Source organism: Halostagnicola larsenii XH-48 (assembly GCF_000517625.1).
In the GTDB taxonomy this organism is placed as follows: domain Archaea; phylum Halobacteriota; class Halobacteria; order Halobacteriales; family Natrialbaceae; genus Halostagnicola; species Halostagnicola larsenii.
This window is the reverse complement of sequence record NZ_CP007059.1, coordinates 65,974-79,870: the sequence shown is the minus strand read 5'-3', so window position 1 is coordinate 79,870 and position 13,897 is coordinate 65,974. Positions and strand designations below refer to the sequence as shown.

20 protein-coding genes and 1 pseudogene are annotated in these 13,897 nt (G+C 59.0%); 12 read left to right on the top strand and 9 right to left on the bottom strand.

Features of this window, described 5'->3' with window-relative positions:
• From HALLA_RS19550 to mnhG, 4 genes are all read left to right on the top strand, one after another.
• Positions 1–1,605, top strand: a complete 1,605-nt coding sequence (locus HALLA_RS19550; protein ID WP_049955181.1) for a complex I subunit 5 family protein — start codon at positions 1–3, stop codon at positions 1,603–1,605.
• Positions 1,602–2,363, top strand: a complete 762-nt coding sequence (locus HALLA_RS19545) for a Na+/H+ antiporter subunit E (protein ID WP_084569152.1) — start codon at positions 1,602–1,604, stop codon at positions 2,361–2,363. The genes HALLA_RS19550 and HALLA_RS19545 overlap by 4 nt, the downstream gene beginning before the upstream one ends.
• On the top strand, positions 2,353–2,643 hold the full coding sequence (locus HALLA_RS19540; protein WP_049955180.1) for a monovalent cation/H+ antiporter complex subunit F: 291 nt from the start codon (positions 2,353–2,355) through the stop codon (positions 2,641–2,643). The genes HALLA_RS19545 and HALLA_RS19540 overlap by 11 nt, the downstream gene beginning before the upstream one ends.
• 103 nt (positions 2,644–2,746) lie before the next feature.
• Positions 2,747–3,118, top strand: coding sequence for a monovalent cation/H(+) antiporter subunit G (mnhG, locus tag HALLA_RS19535; RefSeq protein ID WP_049955179.1), 372 nt, complete (start codon positions 2,747–2,749; stop codon positions 3,116–3,118).
• 126 nt (positions 3,119–3,244) lie between these two features.
• Here the strand turns inward: mnhG and HALLA_RS19530 are convergent, their stop codons facing one another.
• Positions 3,245–3,538: a PadR family transcriptional regulator gene (locus HALLA_RS19530; RefSeq protein WP_049955178.1), complete on the bottom strand. Its 294-nt coding sequence runs from the start codon at positions 3,536–3,538 to the stop codon at positions 3,245–3,247.
• Positions 3,539–3,740: 202 nt separating this feature from the next.
• Positions 3,741–5,057 carry an RNA-guided endonuclease InsQ/TnpB family protein gene (locus HALLA_RS19525; RefSeq protein WP_049955177.1) on the bottom strand — a complete coding sequence of 439 codons (1,317 nt, stop codon included), beginning with the start codon at positions 5,055–5,057 and terminating at the stop codon, positions 3,741–3,743.
• A 43-nt stretch (positions 5,058–5,100) separates the two neighbouring features.
• Here HALLA_RS19525 and tnpA point away from each other — a divergent pair, with 43 nt between their 5' ends.
• On the top strand, positions 5,101–5,499 hold the full coding sequence (gene tnpA, locus HALLA_RS19520) for an IS200/IS605-like element ISHall1 family transposase (RefSeq protein WP_049955228.1): 399 nt from the start codon (positions 5,101–5,103) through the stop codon (positions 5,497–5,499).
• A gap of 312 nt (positions 5,500–5,811) precedes the next feature.
• Here the strand turns inward: tnpA and HALLA_RS19515 are convergent.
• Together HALLA_RS19515 and HALLA_RS20850 are read right to left on the bottom strand one after the other, a co-directional pair.
• Positions 5,812–6,245: pseudogene (locus HALLA_RS19515) on the bottom strand (hypothetical protein); the annotation flags it as partial.
• A 387-nt stretch (positions 6,246–6,632) separates the two neighbouring features.
• Complete coding sequence (locus tag HALLA_RS20850) at positions 6,633–6,773, bottom strand: hypothetical protein (RefSeq protein ID WP_157231462.1); 141 nt, start codon at positions 6,771–6,773, stop codon at positions 6,633–6,635.
• 422 nt (positions 6,774–7,195) lie between these two features.
• Between HALLA_RS20850 and HALLA_RS19510 the strand changes: the two genes are divergently transcribed.
• Together HALLA_RS19510 and HALLA_RS19505 are read left to right on the top strand one after the other, a co-directional pair.
• Positions 7,196–7,426, top strand: a complete 231-nt coding sequence (locus tag HALLA_RS19510; RefSeq protein ID WP_049955176.1) for a hypothetical protein — start codon at positions 7,196–7,198, stop codon at positions 7,424–7,426.
• Between the two features lie 9 nt (positions 7,427–7,435).
• Positions 7,436–7,852, top strand: coding sequence for a PIN domain-containing protein (locus HALLA_RS19505; RefSeq protein WP_049955175.1), 417 nt, complete (start codon positions 7,436–7,438; stop codon positions 7,850–7,852).
• A gap of 134 nt (positions 7,853–7,986) precedes the next feature.
• Here HALLA_RS19505 and HALLA_RS20845 read toward each other — a convergent pair whose 3' ends face one another.
• From HALLA_RS20845 to HALLA_RS19495, 3 genes are all read right to left on the bottom strand, one after another.
• Complete coding sequence (locus tag HALLA_RS20845) at positions 7,987–8,133, bottom strand: HVO_A0114 family putative DNA-binding protein (RefSeq protein WP_157231460.1); 147 nt, start codon at positions 8,131–8,133, stop codon at positions 7,987–7,989.
• A gap of 81 nt (positions 8,134–8,214) precedes the next feature.
• Positions 8,215–8,418 carry a helix-turn-helix transcriptional regulator gene (locus tag HALLA_RS19500; RefSeq protein WP_049955174.1) on the bottom strand — a complete coding sequence of 68 codons (204 nt, stop codon included), beginning with the start codon at positions 8,416–8,418 and terminating at the stop codon, positions 8,215–8,217.
• The gene (locus HALLA_RS19495; RefSeq protein ID WP_049955173.1) at positions 8,415–8,771 is read right to left on the bottom strand and encodes a hypothetical protein; all 357 of its coding nucleotides are present in this window, start codon (positions 8,769–8,771) and stop codon (positions 8,415–8,417) included. The genes HALLA_RS19500 and HALLA_RS19495 overlap by 4 nt, the downstream gene beginning before the upstream one ends.
• A gap of 184 nt (positions 8,772–8,955) precedes the next feature.
• On the opposite strand from HALLA_RS19495, the gene HALLA_RS21555 reads away from it, so the two are divergent.
• On the top strand, positions 8,956–9,216 hold the full coding sequence (locus HALLA_RS21555) for a PhiH1 repressor (protein WP_049955227.1): 261 nt from the start codon (positions 8,956–8,958) through the stop codon (positions 9,214–9,216).
• 84 nt (positions 9,217–9,300) lie between these two features.
• On the opposite strand, the gene HALLA_RS20840 is transcribed toward HALLA_RS21555, so the two are convergent.
• Both HALLA_RS20840 and HALLA_RS19485 read right to left on the bottom strand, forming a co-directional pair.
• Positions 9,301–9,486 (bottom strand): hypothetical protein, encoded by a 186-nt coding sequence (locus HALLA_RS20840; protein WP_157231458.1) that lies wholly within the window; start codon positions 9,484–9,486, stop codon positions 9,301–9,303.
• A gap of 129 nt (positions 9,487–9,615) precedes the next feature.
• On the bottom strand, positions 9,616–10,269 hold the full coding sequence (locus HALLA_RS19485; protein ID WP_169732169.1) for a DUF3267 domain-containing protein: 654 nt from the start codon (positions 10,267–10,269) through the stop codon (positions 9,616–9,618).
• 233 nt (positions 10,270–10,502) lie between these two features.
• On the opposite strand from HALLA_RS19485, the gene HALLA_RS19480 reads away from it, so the two are divergent.
• The 4 genes from HALLA_RS19480 to HALLA_RS19465 are packed head-to-tail and all read left to right on the top strand — an operon-like array spanning position 10,503 to position 13,751.
• Entirely contained in the window at positions 10,503–11,177 is a 675-nt protein-coding gene (locus tag HALLA_RS19480; RefSeq protein ID WP_049955172.1) for a DUF4129 domain-containing protein, read from the top strand.
• Positions 11,178–11,212: 35 nt separating this feature from the next.
• Entirely contained in the window at positions 11,213–11,758 is a 546-nt protein-coding gene (locus tag HALLA_RS19475) for a DUF7269 family protein (protein WP_242406260.1), read from the top strand.
• Entirely contained in the window at positions 11,755–13,020 is a 1,266-nt protein-coding gene (locus HALLA_RS19470; RefSeq protein ID WP_049955170.1) for a DUF58 domain-containing protein, read from the top strand. The genes HALLA_RS19475 and HALLA_RS19470 overlap by 4 nt, the downstream gene beginning before the upstream one ends.
• On the top strand, positions 13,017–13,751 hold the full coding sequence (locus tag HALLA_RS19465) for a DUF7519 family protein (protein WP_049955169.1): 735 nt from the start codon (positions 13,017–13,019) through the stop codon (positions 13,749–13,751). The genes HALLA_RS19470 and HALLA_RS19465 overlap by 4 nt, the downstream gene beginning before the upstream one ends.
• Positions 13,752–13,897: the final 146 nt, after the last annotated feature.

The window sequence follows — 13,897 nt, the reverse complement described above, 5'->3', positions numbered from 1 at the left end:
ATGGTGGAGACCATCGTCATCGCGCCGATGCTAGTCGCGCTCGTGAGCATCGCGGTCACCCTCGCCACGGGCCAGTGGCCCCGCTTCCAGCGAATCGCGAGCGTCGGCGGCGTCCTCGCGTACGTGGTCGTCGTCGCCGCGCTCGACTGGCTGGTCGTCCTCGGTCCGGACGCGCCGGGAGCCGCGGCCTACCAGGTGGGCGGCTGGGGCGCGCCGTTCGGGATCACGCTCGTCGCCGACGGCCTCGCGGCGTTCATGCTCGCAATCGTCGCCGTCGTCGCCCTCTACTCCATCGTCTTCTCCGTCTTCTACGTCGATCCGCTGAACCAACGGGTCTACTACCACCCGCTTGTCCACGTCCTGTTGCTGGGCGTGACCGGTGCCTTCCTCACCGGCGACCTCTTCAACCTCTTCGTCTGGTTCGAAGTGATGTTGATGGCCAGTTACGCCTTCGTCGCGTTCTACGGCGACGCCGAACACACCGCCGCGGGGATGCGCTACGTGGTGATGAACCTCATCGGGAGCGTGCTCATGCTGCTCGGAATCGGCGGCCTGTACGCCACGCTGGGGACGCTCAACATGGCCGACATGGCCCAGACGGTGGCCGACCCGGCCGCCGACGTCGACGCGGCGCCCGTCGTCGGCCTCTCGATGTTCGTCTTCGCACCGTTCGCGTTGAAGGCCGGACTGGTTCCGTTCCAGTTTTGGGTGCCGTCGGCGTACCGTGCGGCCCCGGCTCCGATCGCGGCGATGCTCGCCGGCGCGACCAAGAAGGTCGGCATATACGCCATCGTCCGGCTCTACTTCACCGTCTTCGCCGGGGCGACGGTGCCGATCGCCGTTCCGGGAGTGGCCGACGCCTCGCTGTTGACCTACTTCGGGCCGATCCTCCTGGTTCTCGGCTCGCTTAGCATCATCGTGGGTGGACTCGGCGCGATTGGTCGGGAGACGATCGACGGGCTGCTGGCGTACTCCAGTATCGGCCAGGTAGGCTTCATCGCGGTGCCGATCGGGATCGCCGGGATGGCGACTTCGGCTTCCCTCCAGCGCCTCGGAATCCTCGCTGGGCTGATCTACGCGCTCCACCACGCGCTGACCAAGAGCATGCTCTTTCTCTCCGCGGGCGCGATTCAGAACGGAACGGGAACGACGCGACTGGCGGAACTGGGCGGTCTTGCAGCACATTCACCGGTGCTCGGCGGATCCGTCTTCGTCGGCAGCCTCTCGCTGGTCGGAATCCCGCCGCTGTCCGGCTTCTTCGGCAAGTTTTTCGCCTTCGAGGCCGCTGTATCGCGGCTCGCGGCCGATCCGACGGCGGGTGCGGCGGTCGTCCTGCTCGTCCTGCTGGCGGGTGCGGTCCTGACCATCGTCTACGCCACGCGGATCTGGGTCGGGAGTTTCTGGGGCACCCAGACGGCCGCGGTCGAGGGTGCGATACTCGACACCCCACAGGTGCTGTTGGTTGCGAGCCTCGCAGTGCTCGTGATCCTCGTCGGCGTCGGCTTCGACCCCGTCTACCGGTTCGCCGACGCGGCCGCGACCGCCGCGCTCGACACCGAGGCCTACGTCGACGTCGTCGGCCTCGAGGGGGGTGAGAACGGATGAAGGTCCGCCGCTGGCTCGTCGCCGGTCTCCTGTTCGGCGCGCTGTGGGTATTCGTTCGAGGCGCGTCGCTGACCCCGCGGTCGTTGCTCGCGAACTTCGTCGTCGGCGTCGCGGTCGGCCTCCCGGTCGCCTACCTCTTCCGACGCCTCTACGAGGAGGAAGTCGAGATCACACAGCCGATCACCGCAATCCCGTACGTGATCCGGTACGTCCTCGTGTTCTTCAAGGAAATCCTCGTCGCCAACGTCGACGTGGCCTATCGCGTGTTCGCTCCGGGGACGCCGATCGATCCGCAGGTCATCTTCGTCCCGTTGCGCGTTCAGACCTCGTTCGGGATCACGACCATCGCGAACAGTATCACGGTCACGCCGGGGACGATCACGCTCGACCACGACACCGACGAGAACGCGCTCTACGTCCACGTCATCGACGGACGGGACCCCGAGGCGATCGTCGAACCGATCCGAACGTGGGAGGACTACGCGCTCCGCATCTTCGACGAGGAGCGCTCGCCCGAGGACCCACCGCCGGAGATCACGGTCCATCCGCCCGACTACCCGCCGGAACCGAAGCGGGCCACCGACCACCTCGACGCAGCCCAGTCGACCGGAGAGTCGACCGACGTAGGGCCCGATGACGAAGCAGCGGCTGACCCGGAGGCCGATAGAGAATCCGAAACTGACGTGGGCTCGAGAGACGAATCCGATACTGACGTGGACTCCAACGGCCAAACCGGTGGTGAGAACGATGGTCGATGAGGCGGCCCTGGCCGCGACGACGATCGACGCGGCACTGATCGTCGTCGCCGCGCTCTGTCTGCTCTGTACCTACCGGGTCGTCCGGGGGCCGACGATTCCGGACCGCGTCGTCGCGCTCGACGCCATCGCGACGAACGTCGTCGCGATCGCGGTGCTGTTCGCGCTCAAAACCGACCGGGGCCTGTTCGTGACCGTCAGCCTCGTGCTGGCGATCATCGGCTTCCTCTCGACGGTCACGGTGGCGAAGTACGTCACCGAGGGCGACATCATCACGCGCTGATCGTACCCATGAACGACGAACGACAACACACCGACATTGTCGACGAACGCCGGTACGGCACCACGATGAGTCGTGCGGCTCGATCCGGAGGTGACGAGTGACGATGGTCTCACTCGAAGCGATCCAGCACCTGACCGTCATCGCGCTCGTCGTCGTCGGTACGTTCTTCCTCCTGACCGGCACGATCGGGCTTCTCCGGTTCCCAAACGTCTACAACCGGATGCACGCCACGAGCAAGCCGACGACGCTCGGAACGGCCGCGACCTTCCTCGCCGGCTTCGTCCACTTCGGGCCCGGTGGCGCGGGCCTGACCTCGCTCGTGGGAATTCTCTTTCTGTTCCTGACGGTGCCGACCGGAGCCCACATGATCTCCCGGGCGGCCCAGAAGACCGGCGTACCCTTCCTCGGCGGCGTGACGTGGCCGAGCGAGCGCGACGACGAGGGTGACGGCGACGAGGGTGGCGACGGGGAGTAAACGGAGTCGGTCATCCGGTCGAAAATGATCGTACGTATTCGAGCAAAATCGAAGTGGGAGCCTGTCGGACCTCATCAAGTGACAGCCAAACTCGTCGTTCCTCTCGAGGCACCCAAACGAGGTCCTCTACTCAGATTCTTCGAGTAACTCGCCGACGTGTTCGTCTTCCCACTCGCGTCGGGCCTCGAGTTCGCGCTCGCCGCGGGCGGTGATCGTGTAGTAATTTGTCCGCTGATCGAGTTCGCCTTTTTCGACGAGGCCTTTGTCGACGACTTCGTCGAGGTTGGGGTACAGATGGCCGTGGTTGATATTTCGCTCGTAATAGTTGTCGAGTTCGTCCTTGATCGCCAGTCCGTGGGGTTCGTCCTGGCCGGCGATCGTATACAGAACATCGCGCTGGAACGCAGTCAAATCGTACATATTGGAATTATTGAGCAAAGAGATATAAACATTCCGAGAGTGATGAAATAAAATACGGTATACTATCTGATGACGAGGTTTATCCACGATAGCAGTTGTAGCGAAACGACCACAAAGTTCACCGGGTAGATTGGTGTGGGCACTTATTTCAGAGTAAACGACCACGGGTCGGGTGACCCGTGGCTTTTCTACTTCCCTCAGCCTACGTCGTAAGCACTCCACACGAAGCGATTTCGCGGGATGAGGATGGGCAGTTTACAGAGTGCCCCGACCCAGACAGGCTCACCTTCCGAACAAACGGTTGGGTTTTGCGAGTCCGGTAATTAACCGATTCAACGTCTACGCCAGCGTGTTTTGCCCACGCTCGCCACGCCACATTCACGCTCGCGTTTCGGTCAGCGTGGTCTTGCTGAACCTCGCACGACTCGTTCGTACACCGGAACCGCCGGCCTTGGCGGTAGCCACGGTGTCCACAGCACGAACACGACTTCGAGTTGTACGGCGACTCAACCGTCTCACACGATATCTGATTCCACGTTGCTTTGTATCGAACTTGTTGCTCGAACTTGTGGAACGGCAGTTTATGTAGACGACGGTTCATGTACGTGCCGTACTTGATGGCGTCTCGAATCCCACTCAAGTCCTCGAACACGATGACTGGGTTAGGGAATTTTTGGGCGAACTCCACCACAACTCGGGACAGTCTGTGAAGAGTCCACTCAGTGTAGCGTTCTTCTTTCTCCCCGAGTTGGTGGTGGATGGAGTGTTGGCCGTGTTCTTGACAGCGTTTGGTGATGGTGTGGTAGCGTTGGCGTTCGGCTTTCACCAAGCCGTAGTCAAGCACGAGTGTTCCGAGCGTGTCCATCGTCTCACGATTAAGGGCGGTGAGAGCGATGTTGCGCTCGTTAATGTCCACACCGACGAATGTATCAGCGTCTTCGGGTTCAGGCACTTCGACTTCTGTTTTGACCGTGACGTGTAGGTAGTACACGCCATCTCGGTACAGAAGTTCGGCCTGTCCCAACGACCATTCATCTTCGGTCAAGGCTGACTCGATGAGGTTGAGGTCTTCCGGTCGTCCTCGAAGGTGTCCTTTCACCTTCTTGTACGGCTTCGGACTCACACGGAACTGAATGCGGTCGGCCTCATCGTTGTAGGTGAGTCGATAACCTTCGGTGTGCGCCATAACGAGCGGGTAGGCTCCTTTCTTGTCCGTGGTTGGTGGCGACGGTTTCCCGACGTTGGTGTCGTCTTGGTCGTACCACCAATTGAGGAGTTCTTTGTAGGAGTCCCACGCTTGCAGGGCTTTCCCGACGACTGCACACTTATTGTTCCGAAGGAAGTCATCGCGGTCAACTTCGTTCTGAATCTCGGTGCGGTTGTAGCCTTGTCGTTTGAGTCGGAGTGTGTCGTTGGCGATGTCTCGTGCGGTGTAACGGGCATCTTTGAGCCACGACCGCTCACCAGACTCTCTGCAGAGCCGGGTGCGTGCGGTCTTCGTGACTTCTTCGATACCCATACCTTGACTATCGAATCAAATGATAATAAAAGTAGGGATTAGGATGGGAGAATACAGGAGTCATACACATTCGATTAGTTTGTGTAAGTATCATTTCGTGTGGTGTCCGAAGTATCGACACGGGATGTTGGAGTTAGTTCGAGACGAACTTGCGGAGTTGTTCCAAGGAACTGCTGAGCGGTTCGGTCACGAGATTGTGTCGATGGAGATTGCTACTGACCACGTTCACTTGTTCGTGGAGGCTGACCCGAAATGGAGTCCTGCCGAGATTGCCAAGCAGTTCAAGGGCTACTCGGGCCGAACGATTCTGAAACACCATCCAGAAATCAAACAGCGGTATTTCTGGAGAAGTGGGTTGTGGAAGGATGGATACTACGTTGGGACGACTGGTGCTGTTTCCGAGGACGTGGTTCGTCGGTACATCGAGGAGACTGAACATTAGGCAAGCGTACGCGATTCACCCACGGGTCACCTGACCCGTGGAACTCTCGCTGTTTCCTTTAGAACTGGATGAAACTGTCGAAACGGACCCCATTGGAGAGTGGTGTGAACTACGGAAGGTTCTGGACTCCAGAGACAACTGTTGTCTCCGGCTTCCCCTTCGGCTTCTGTCTCATTGTACCCGCCGAAGACCGCTCGAGAGACGAGACCATCGGCTACCGAACCCATGCTATCATCCGCAATCGGGTCGTAACTGGATCACCCCTGAAGAGGGGAACCTCTCTCGAGGGGGATTCGAGTGTCGGAGACAGGCCTACCCGTGGACGCCACCTGTCTTCGGTTCTCCGTTTTGCTCGGTCCGTGAGCTACTTTCACCGGGAATTGCAGCATTAGCAGGCAACACGAGGCGGCGTTCGGTGTACTCGAGGCCATTCTTTCGCTCCGTTCGTTTGCGAACAGCCAGTCGATTCTTCGACAGGTCCAGCGCGGCATCGATCGTCCGCGAGACCAGCTTCTTCGCGTACGTCTCGCTGATGCCGGTTTCCTGCCGCCGGATCCAGTGTTTCAGGTCGCTCGCTTTGACGTACTCGGCGACGTCTTTGCAGCCGGTTTTCCAGGGATCGTCACCGACGCTGTCGTCGACTCGAGCCTTCCAGAGTTTCGCTGCTAACCGCGTCGGAAGCGCGTTCGCGGCCGAGCGGCGCATCTCCTCGTGTCCATCCTGGCAAGTTGCTGAATCGGCAGCATTTTGAACTGCAGCGACCGATCGGCGATCATTCTGGCTAGGCGTCCAAAGCGAGCTATTGATTGGTGAATCATCTACCATCTCTAATTTATATTCAGAGATTTGCGGTAGTAGCTCCCAGTCAGAGTAATTGTCTGGTTTTCGAGAAAGAACATCCAAACAAGACCCCACAAACTGGTGTGTCACACTGTTATGTGTAGAGTAGGAGCCTAGCCATCTAATTCCAACAGCTGTAGATTCACCGAAGTCAAGGCCACTGAGACCATGAGCATCTACTGTTTTTCTGAACACACTATGCGTATGATTATATGGTAATCGATCAGACATTGGCTCAACATCGCTATCTGATGCCGTAGCGGAGTGGCCAAAGAGAGTAGCTGCCGTGGCAGCTATACCGATATTCTTGATCGCTGTTCGTCTGGCCAAACACACTCAACAACAATCTCGTCAAATCCTTCATCAAGATCGTATGAGTCCTCATGAACTACTTCGTCAGTATCAGTCCGTTCAATTTTAAGCTCTGTAGTCACGGGATCACCACCAGGGGTATTATGTAAAACAAGTCGTTGCATTGTCGCATATTTTGTCTCGTTAGAAACCAGATTCTGGCAGCCTGCTGTCGAAACAACTACACTGCAAACAGAGATTCAAAGGAATTGCCGTCTATTCATATTAATATAATAGTTACCTGACGGTAAATACATTCTTGTCAAACGTACACACTGCTAACTCTCATCCACATTCAGGCCAACTATACTGGTGAATTATTATCGCACTCCCAGAGACGTGGCGATATTCAGAAGACCTCGATTTCGGTGTTGAGCCAGTGGAGTTTGGAACTTTGTAACCCTCTCGACTCGAACTCTACCGTCCATCTAGTGCGGTGAACTCGAAGCGTTCAACATTGGACATACCGAAAGACACAGTATTCTGTGTGCCCATAGGTTCCTGTATGCCCAGTATCACGGTCAACGTGGATAACGACCTCAAAGCGCAAATGGAAAAACACCCAGAAATCAACTGGAGCGAGGTCACGCGACAGGCCATCCAGGAGAAGATCGAGGCGCTCGAAATGATGGACGAACTCACCAGTGAGAGCGAACTCACCGAGCGCGACGTTCAGGAAATCGCCGATAGAATCAACGAACGTGGACGCAAGCGCGTCGAAGAAGAGTCGGCGTAAACGCGACGAATGAAGCTGGTCATCGACGCCAACGTCGTCATCTCTGCACTCATCGCTGATTCGAAGACGCGGGAGCTCATCGTTACACTCGAACCAGATCTCTTGACGCCTGCGTTTGTCCACGACGAAGTCGAGAACTACGAAGATCTGATCGTGGAAAAGTCGGGAATGGAACCAGATCGAGTGACACAATTCATCGAGCTCCTGTTCCAGTACATTGAGGTCGTTCCTGCGGACGACTTTTATCCGGCTATCGAGAGGGCAGACGAAGCAATCGGAGACACCGACCCCGACGACGTGCTGTACCTCGCGTGTGCGATTGCCAGCGATGGGGCCATCTGGAGCGACGATTCTGACTTCAATGAACAGGATTTGGTCGATACGTACTCGACAGGTGACGTGATCACCTCGTTTGATACGTTTTAACTCCGTGGATCCGCCTCTCAGTTTCACGCACGTACACGGAAACTGAAGTCGGGCAGGTGCCTTTCTCATGCATGATGGGTATGAAATCAATTCATGGTCTAAATTTCGCACAAGACTATGCATGACAAATCTACCTAGCCGACCTCTGGTGGCAGCGAGACCTCGATCTCGACGTGATCGTACGGAACGATCGGGCGCATACGCCGCCCTTCGCGCTCGAACCGGACCACGTTCTCGTCGGCAAGCGCGTGGAGGTCGTCGTGAACGTCCCCGACCGCCACTCCCTACCCCGATGCCCAAAAACGCGGATCGATTTCTGAGTGCGTGCAACCGGCCGGTTTTGTGTGTGGTCTTTTGTATTTTCACGCTTCGTCCAGCTCGGGGTCAAAGAGGTCCTCGATGCGAGTCTCGAAGTAGCGAGCGAGTTTGAACGCCAATTCGAGGGACGGATCGTAGCGGTCGCGTTCGATGGCGTTGATCGTTTGGCGGGTGACACCGACGCGATCGGCGAGGGCACCCTGGCTCAATCCGGCTTCCTCCCGATACGTCCGGAGTGCCGTCTTCATCGTTCGTAGCGAGTGTACAGCCGGACGACGCCGTAGAACACGTAGAGCAAGAAGAGGGAGATGCCGAGCCAGGACAACCACGACGGCGTACTAGCGCTCGGGGCAATCACTGTGTAGTAGACGAAGCCTGCGGGAGAGGCAATCACGGCAACAGTGCCGATGATATCGAGGGTCCGGCGAGAGGCGGTGCCTCTGAGCGTCTGATCACGTTCGTCGAACAACGGTCGGTCGCGCGAGCCGTGGTAGGCAAGACCGGCGAGACAGCAAACGAGGTACGCAGCGACGCCAACGAGTGGATACCCGACCGCGATGAACGAGAGATACGTGACTACGGCGAGCACGAACAGACTCATGACTCTCTGGCGGGTCGACACGTCGGGAGCGCGGTTATACACTTCGAGCGTTTGATTACCGATTGGACGATGTGGAAATAGGTGACATACAAGAATCCACGAGACAGAACTGATAGAGTCGTTTACTAGCTTCTCTAGTTGACCTAGCGCGGCTACAATAACCGTGACGCAATCAGCGTTGAATATTCGTTTCGACGATGACTGGATGTCACGCGCCGATGACAGGATCCTTGAGCATCTCTCCGAACGCGGCCCTGATACGCCGAAGGAAATGGCAGATAGTGGCTGCGTTCGCTTCTCTCGGCAGCATATTAACCAGCGGTGCAAGAAACTCGTTACCTATGGGCTGCTCGTCCACCTCGAGAACGGCGTCTACGACATCACCCGTGACGGGAAGCAGTATCTCGACGGTGAACTTGACGCTCGCGACCTTGAGGCCAAATGAACTCAACTGACGGGAAACCTCGGTCAACGAGTGTCCGGTCGCCAGTCACGAACCTCCGCACACGGTTCCCAAAACAGGGAGTGCTCACTCGTTCTCGAGTGCTGCGTAGATCTCCGAGTGGCGTCGTCCGTCAAGCTTCCCCATCTCGAGAGCGATTTCTCGACGCTCGGCGTCGCTCTCGGCCGCCTGATACCGCTCGTACAGCTGGCAGACCTCGTCGTCGACCGCCGTCGAGGAATCAGTGCTGGACGCCATTGTTCTGTTGAACATACTCAGGTGTCCCTTTATCAGTTGCGACGAGCACAGGCCCGGAAGTAGATGACTGCAGTCTCTGTGTTGACCGCGGCTTCGTCGGTTGGGAAGCGGTGCAAAAGGACTCGGATTTCATCGCCGTAGCCATCATTCTGGTTCGAACACGTACATATGTTGGATAGTAGCATCGTATAATAGCGTTCCAGATGGCATCCGATAGAGTCGCCAGAGCGCATAGATATCTCCTACTGCCCCTGCAGTGTTCAGCGTAAGAACAAAAAACGCTGTCGTGGCGATTACCGGATGAGGGACGGCGAGTAACGGGAGACAGATACCTGTGATGACAACCAGCGGTGCAATCCCCACTCGGAGGTTGTCCTTCCGGGACTGAAACTGGTGGAACACCACCGCGTACACCGCCCCCATCCTCCAGTAAACGCCATAACTCACCTCGTACCCGTACCGCTGGTAGACCACGCCGTGGAGCAACTCGTGAACGATTGCGACGGTCAAGAACCCGAATAGAAAGGGGCCTGCCGTCTCGCCGGGAGTGAAAATGATCGTGATCTCTTCCTCGGCACCGGTTTCGAACACCACGGGCAGAATCTCCGGTCCCTGCAATTGGAGCAATAGCCAGCCATAGACGATGACGGAGCCGATCATAAGCACCGACGCACTCACGAAGAGCAGCAGTTTAGGATACTCGAACCGATACGGATCGGTATACCCCTCCGGTGTTTGGGGTGGAGAGGCGCCATCGGCTTCAGGTTCGGTCACGTCTATCAGATCCTTATCGGCCATCTGAACAGTGTTGGAACCCGGAGCAGTTATATCCATACGAATGGCTTGCGCTGGACCCTCTCTCTGCATCTCGCACGTAGTTTCTGAGTCCCTGCGGATTTCTGGTTGTGTAGTAGTAACACTACTGCACCCAGAGAACAGAACGCCTGAGGCTGCAATGCCGGTTACCTTATCTGAACACTACTGTAAACACATACAATAGATTTTTATCCATATAACAAGAAGTTGGAGTAATGCGTCGGGCTCGGCTTCTTCCGCTTATCACCACCCTCTTTGCGATCCTCGTTCTTGCGACTGCCGCCCCCGTACTCGACTCGACAGCGATTTCGTCACCATACGATGTGTCGGTCAACACCGACGCCGGCGCAAGCGGACTCTCGTTCATGGCTATTATGTTGCTATTCGTGTCCGCATTCGTCGAATTCGTTTTCGGCGTTGAACTCGAGCAGATCGGTCTCGGTGGCGCGTCCGGCGTTTCGGGCGGGCTACTCCCGTTCGTCGTTCCCCTTCTTGTAGTTGGTTTCGTCATTGGGGCCTTCTACCTTGCCAGCCGTCGGTTCGCGTACTCGCCGACGGGAGCGGTCCTTTCCCACCTACTCGATCAGCCCCAGTCGGAGGGGTCGACTTCTCGACCGTCGACGAGCGAAACCTGGCCGCCCGCCGAACCCGACCCCGGCGTCGCCGAAGCGTGGGCCAAAATGACGGCGAGTGTCGACCTGGAACGTCCGACCGCCAGAACGCCGATGGAGTGGGCCGAGGAGGCTATCGACGACGGACTCGACGCCGATGCCGTGGACGACCTGACGAGTACCTTTCGAGACGTACAGTACGGAGAAAACGCCGAAACACCCGAGCATCGCCGACGAGCAAACCGCGCCTTGGATCAGCTCGAAGATGATATAGAATGACGAAAGTGACGACGAGTGCTCGTCTGGTGCTATTAGTGGCAGGTGTACTCTCGCTCGTCACTGGACTCGTCGTTCTGGTAAGTCCGGCACTCGAAGAGGCGGCCGGGTGGCCGTGGGCCGACGACGCGCTCCTAGTCGCTTTCTTCACCGTTGCGTTCGTGCTGGCTTCCTTTGTCGCTTCATTCGAATTCCTCGCGGGAGAAACGAGCGGTGAAACGACGAAGCGGCCCGAGCGGGTTGCGTCGAAGTCGCCTCCCGGTCACGAGCTCGAACGGATACTCGATCGCCGCTGGTGGTCGCTACCGCCTTCATCGGCCCAACGCCAGCGTATCCGAAATCAGTTTCAACGGGCGGCGATGAGGTCCATCGTCCGAACGGACGGCTGCTCGGCGGCCGTCGCCCGGGAACGGATCGATCGGGGCACGTGGACGGACGATTCGATTGCCGCGGCGTTTCTCTGCCCCGACTCGGAGCTGTCGCGTCTCCAGCGAGTCCGAATCCGGCTCCGCTTTCACCACGGTGCTCGGCGGACGGCGAGGGCGATCCTGACCCGAAGCGAGAAGAGCAGTGATCGACGATGAAGTCTCGATCCGCAACGCGGTGGAACGTCGCGCTTGCCGCCGCGATGCTTACGAGCGCGACCGGCGTCCTGTTCGAAGAGCCGATACTGCTACTGAGTGCGATCCCGCCCCTCGTCCTGGCGGGCTACTCGCACGCGACTTCGACACCCAATCCAGCGATCGAGATCGAACGCTCGCTCAGCGAGACCGATCCCGACCACGGCCAAGAAGTCGACGTCACGGTCACGGTTCGGAATCCGAGCGATCGAACGTCCTTCGACGTCAGAATCACGGACGGCGTCGCACCGATGCTTCCGGTCGTAGCGGGATCGGCCCGGCACGCGACGGTGCTCGGCCCTCGTCGGGAAACGTCCTTCTCCTACACAGTCGTCCCAACGCACGGCGTCCACCGCTTCGAGTCGGCCTCGGTCGTTTGCAGGAACGCGAGTGCCAGCAGCGTCGTCGAGACCACCGCTCCGGAGACGACGGAGCTCTCCTGTCGCTCCCCCATACGGACCCTTCCGTTCTCCCGATCGCCGCGACACACGGGGGGCTCGAACACGATCCTGGGCGAAAGCGGGATCGAATTCTCGCGGATTCGCGCCTATCGCCCCGGCGACCCACCGGGGCGTATCGATTGGAACCGCTACGCTCGAGAGCGAGAACTGACGACCGTCACCTTCCACGAGGACCGGCTCCGGGAAGTAGCTCTCTGCCTCGACGCACGGGCCTGTTGCTATCGGTCCGCCGGTCGGGACAAACCCCACGCCGTGTTTTACGAACGGACTATTGTGTGCGAACTGCTCGAGGCCGTCGCGGAGACGAACGGACGGATCGGCCTCGGAATCCTCGGCTCCGACGTAACCTGGCTCGCACCACAGTCCGGCGACCACCACGCGGCGACCATCCGGCGAACGCTCGCTGATTCCGAAGCACTCCCGCTCACACCACCTGAAGGAGTACGTCGAAGGGACGAAAACGAGGACGAGGATGGACACGCCACGATCCTCCGGTCACGGCTCGATCGCGGCACGGACCTCGTCTACGTTTCTCCGTTACTCGATGGAGAGTCGGTCGAAACCGCGCGAACGCTACGAGGAGCGGGCCGGCGAATCACTGTTCTCTCACCGGACGTGACCGCGACGGACTCGGTCGGCCGATCGATAGCTCGACTCGAGCGCCAGAATCGGATTGACGCGCTCCGCCGGTCGGACGTGACCGTCGTCGACTGGGACCCCGAAACACCTCTCGAGACGGCGATACAACGCGGGGTGCGGAAATGAACGGCCAGAGCCTTCCAGATCGCCTGGCGAGCCAGCAACCGCCGACCCTTAGCGGTGTCCTCGCGCTCGCCATGGGCATCAGCGCGTGTGTTGTCGGATCCGCGGGATCGCTACAGACCGCGCCATTGGCCCTCGAGACGATCGGTCTCGTCCTCCTTTCGATCGGTGTCGTGGCCAGTCGACGAGGCCGCCAGTTCGTCGGTCGGAGTCTATCGGTCGCAGGGCTCGCCGTTGCGATGTCGACGTTCGTCGCCGCGCTGGCGTTCGGGTTGCCGACCGTGCTACTGATCGCGTTCCTCTCGTGTGGCGTCGGGCTCGTCGCGCTGGCGATCGGCGTCTATTTCCTGTCCGGGACGGCGGCACGGACGGCCGTCCTAACCGGGTTATCGCTGGTACTCGCCGGCGTGCTCGCGAACGCCGTCATCGCCGAGCCGACGGTCTGGCGGTCGGCGACCGCGGTGACGTTGGTCGTCCTGACGTGGGATGTCTCGGAGCGCGCGATCGGACTCGGTAACGAGGTCGGAACGGCTGCCAATACGGCATCGGTCGAACTGGTCGGGGCGGCAACGAGCGCGCTCGTTGGATTCGTCGGGATCGGAACGGCGATCGTCGCAGCCCGGATTCCGATCACCGTCTCGTCGGTTTTCGGGTTGGCGCTGCTGCTCGTTTCGGCGGTCGCGTTCCTGCTCGCGCTCTCTCACGTCCCCAGTCCATCGAACAGACAGCACTAGCAACTCTCTCCTGGTGATACAGCCAGAAGGTTCGGGATCTTTGTAAACGACCTTGGCTTCGAAGGGACCGGCGGAACGCACACAAAAAACAGATCGGGAGACCGACGGTCATCAACTGTGGATTCCGCACACCGGCCTCGGTCCCC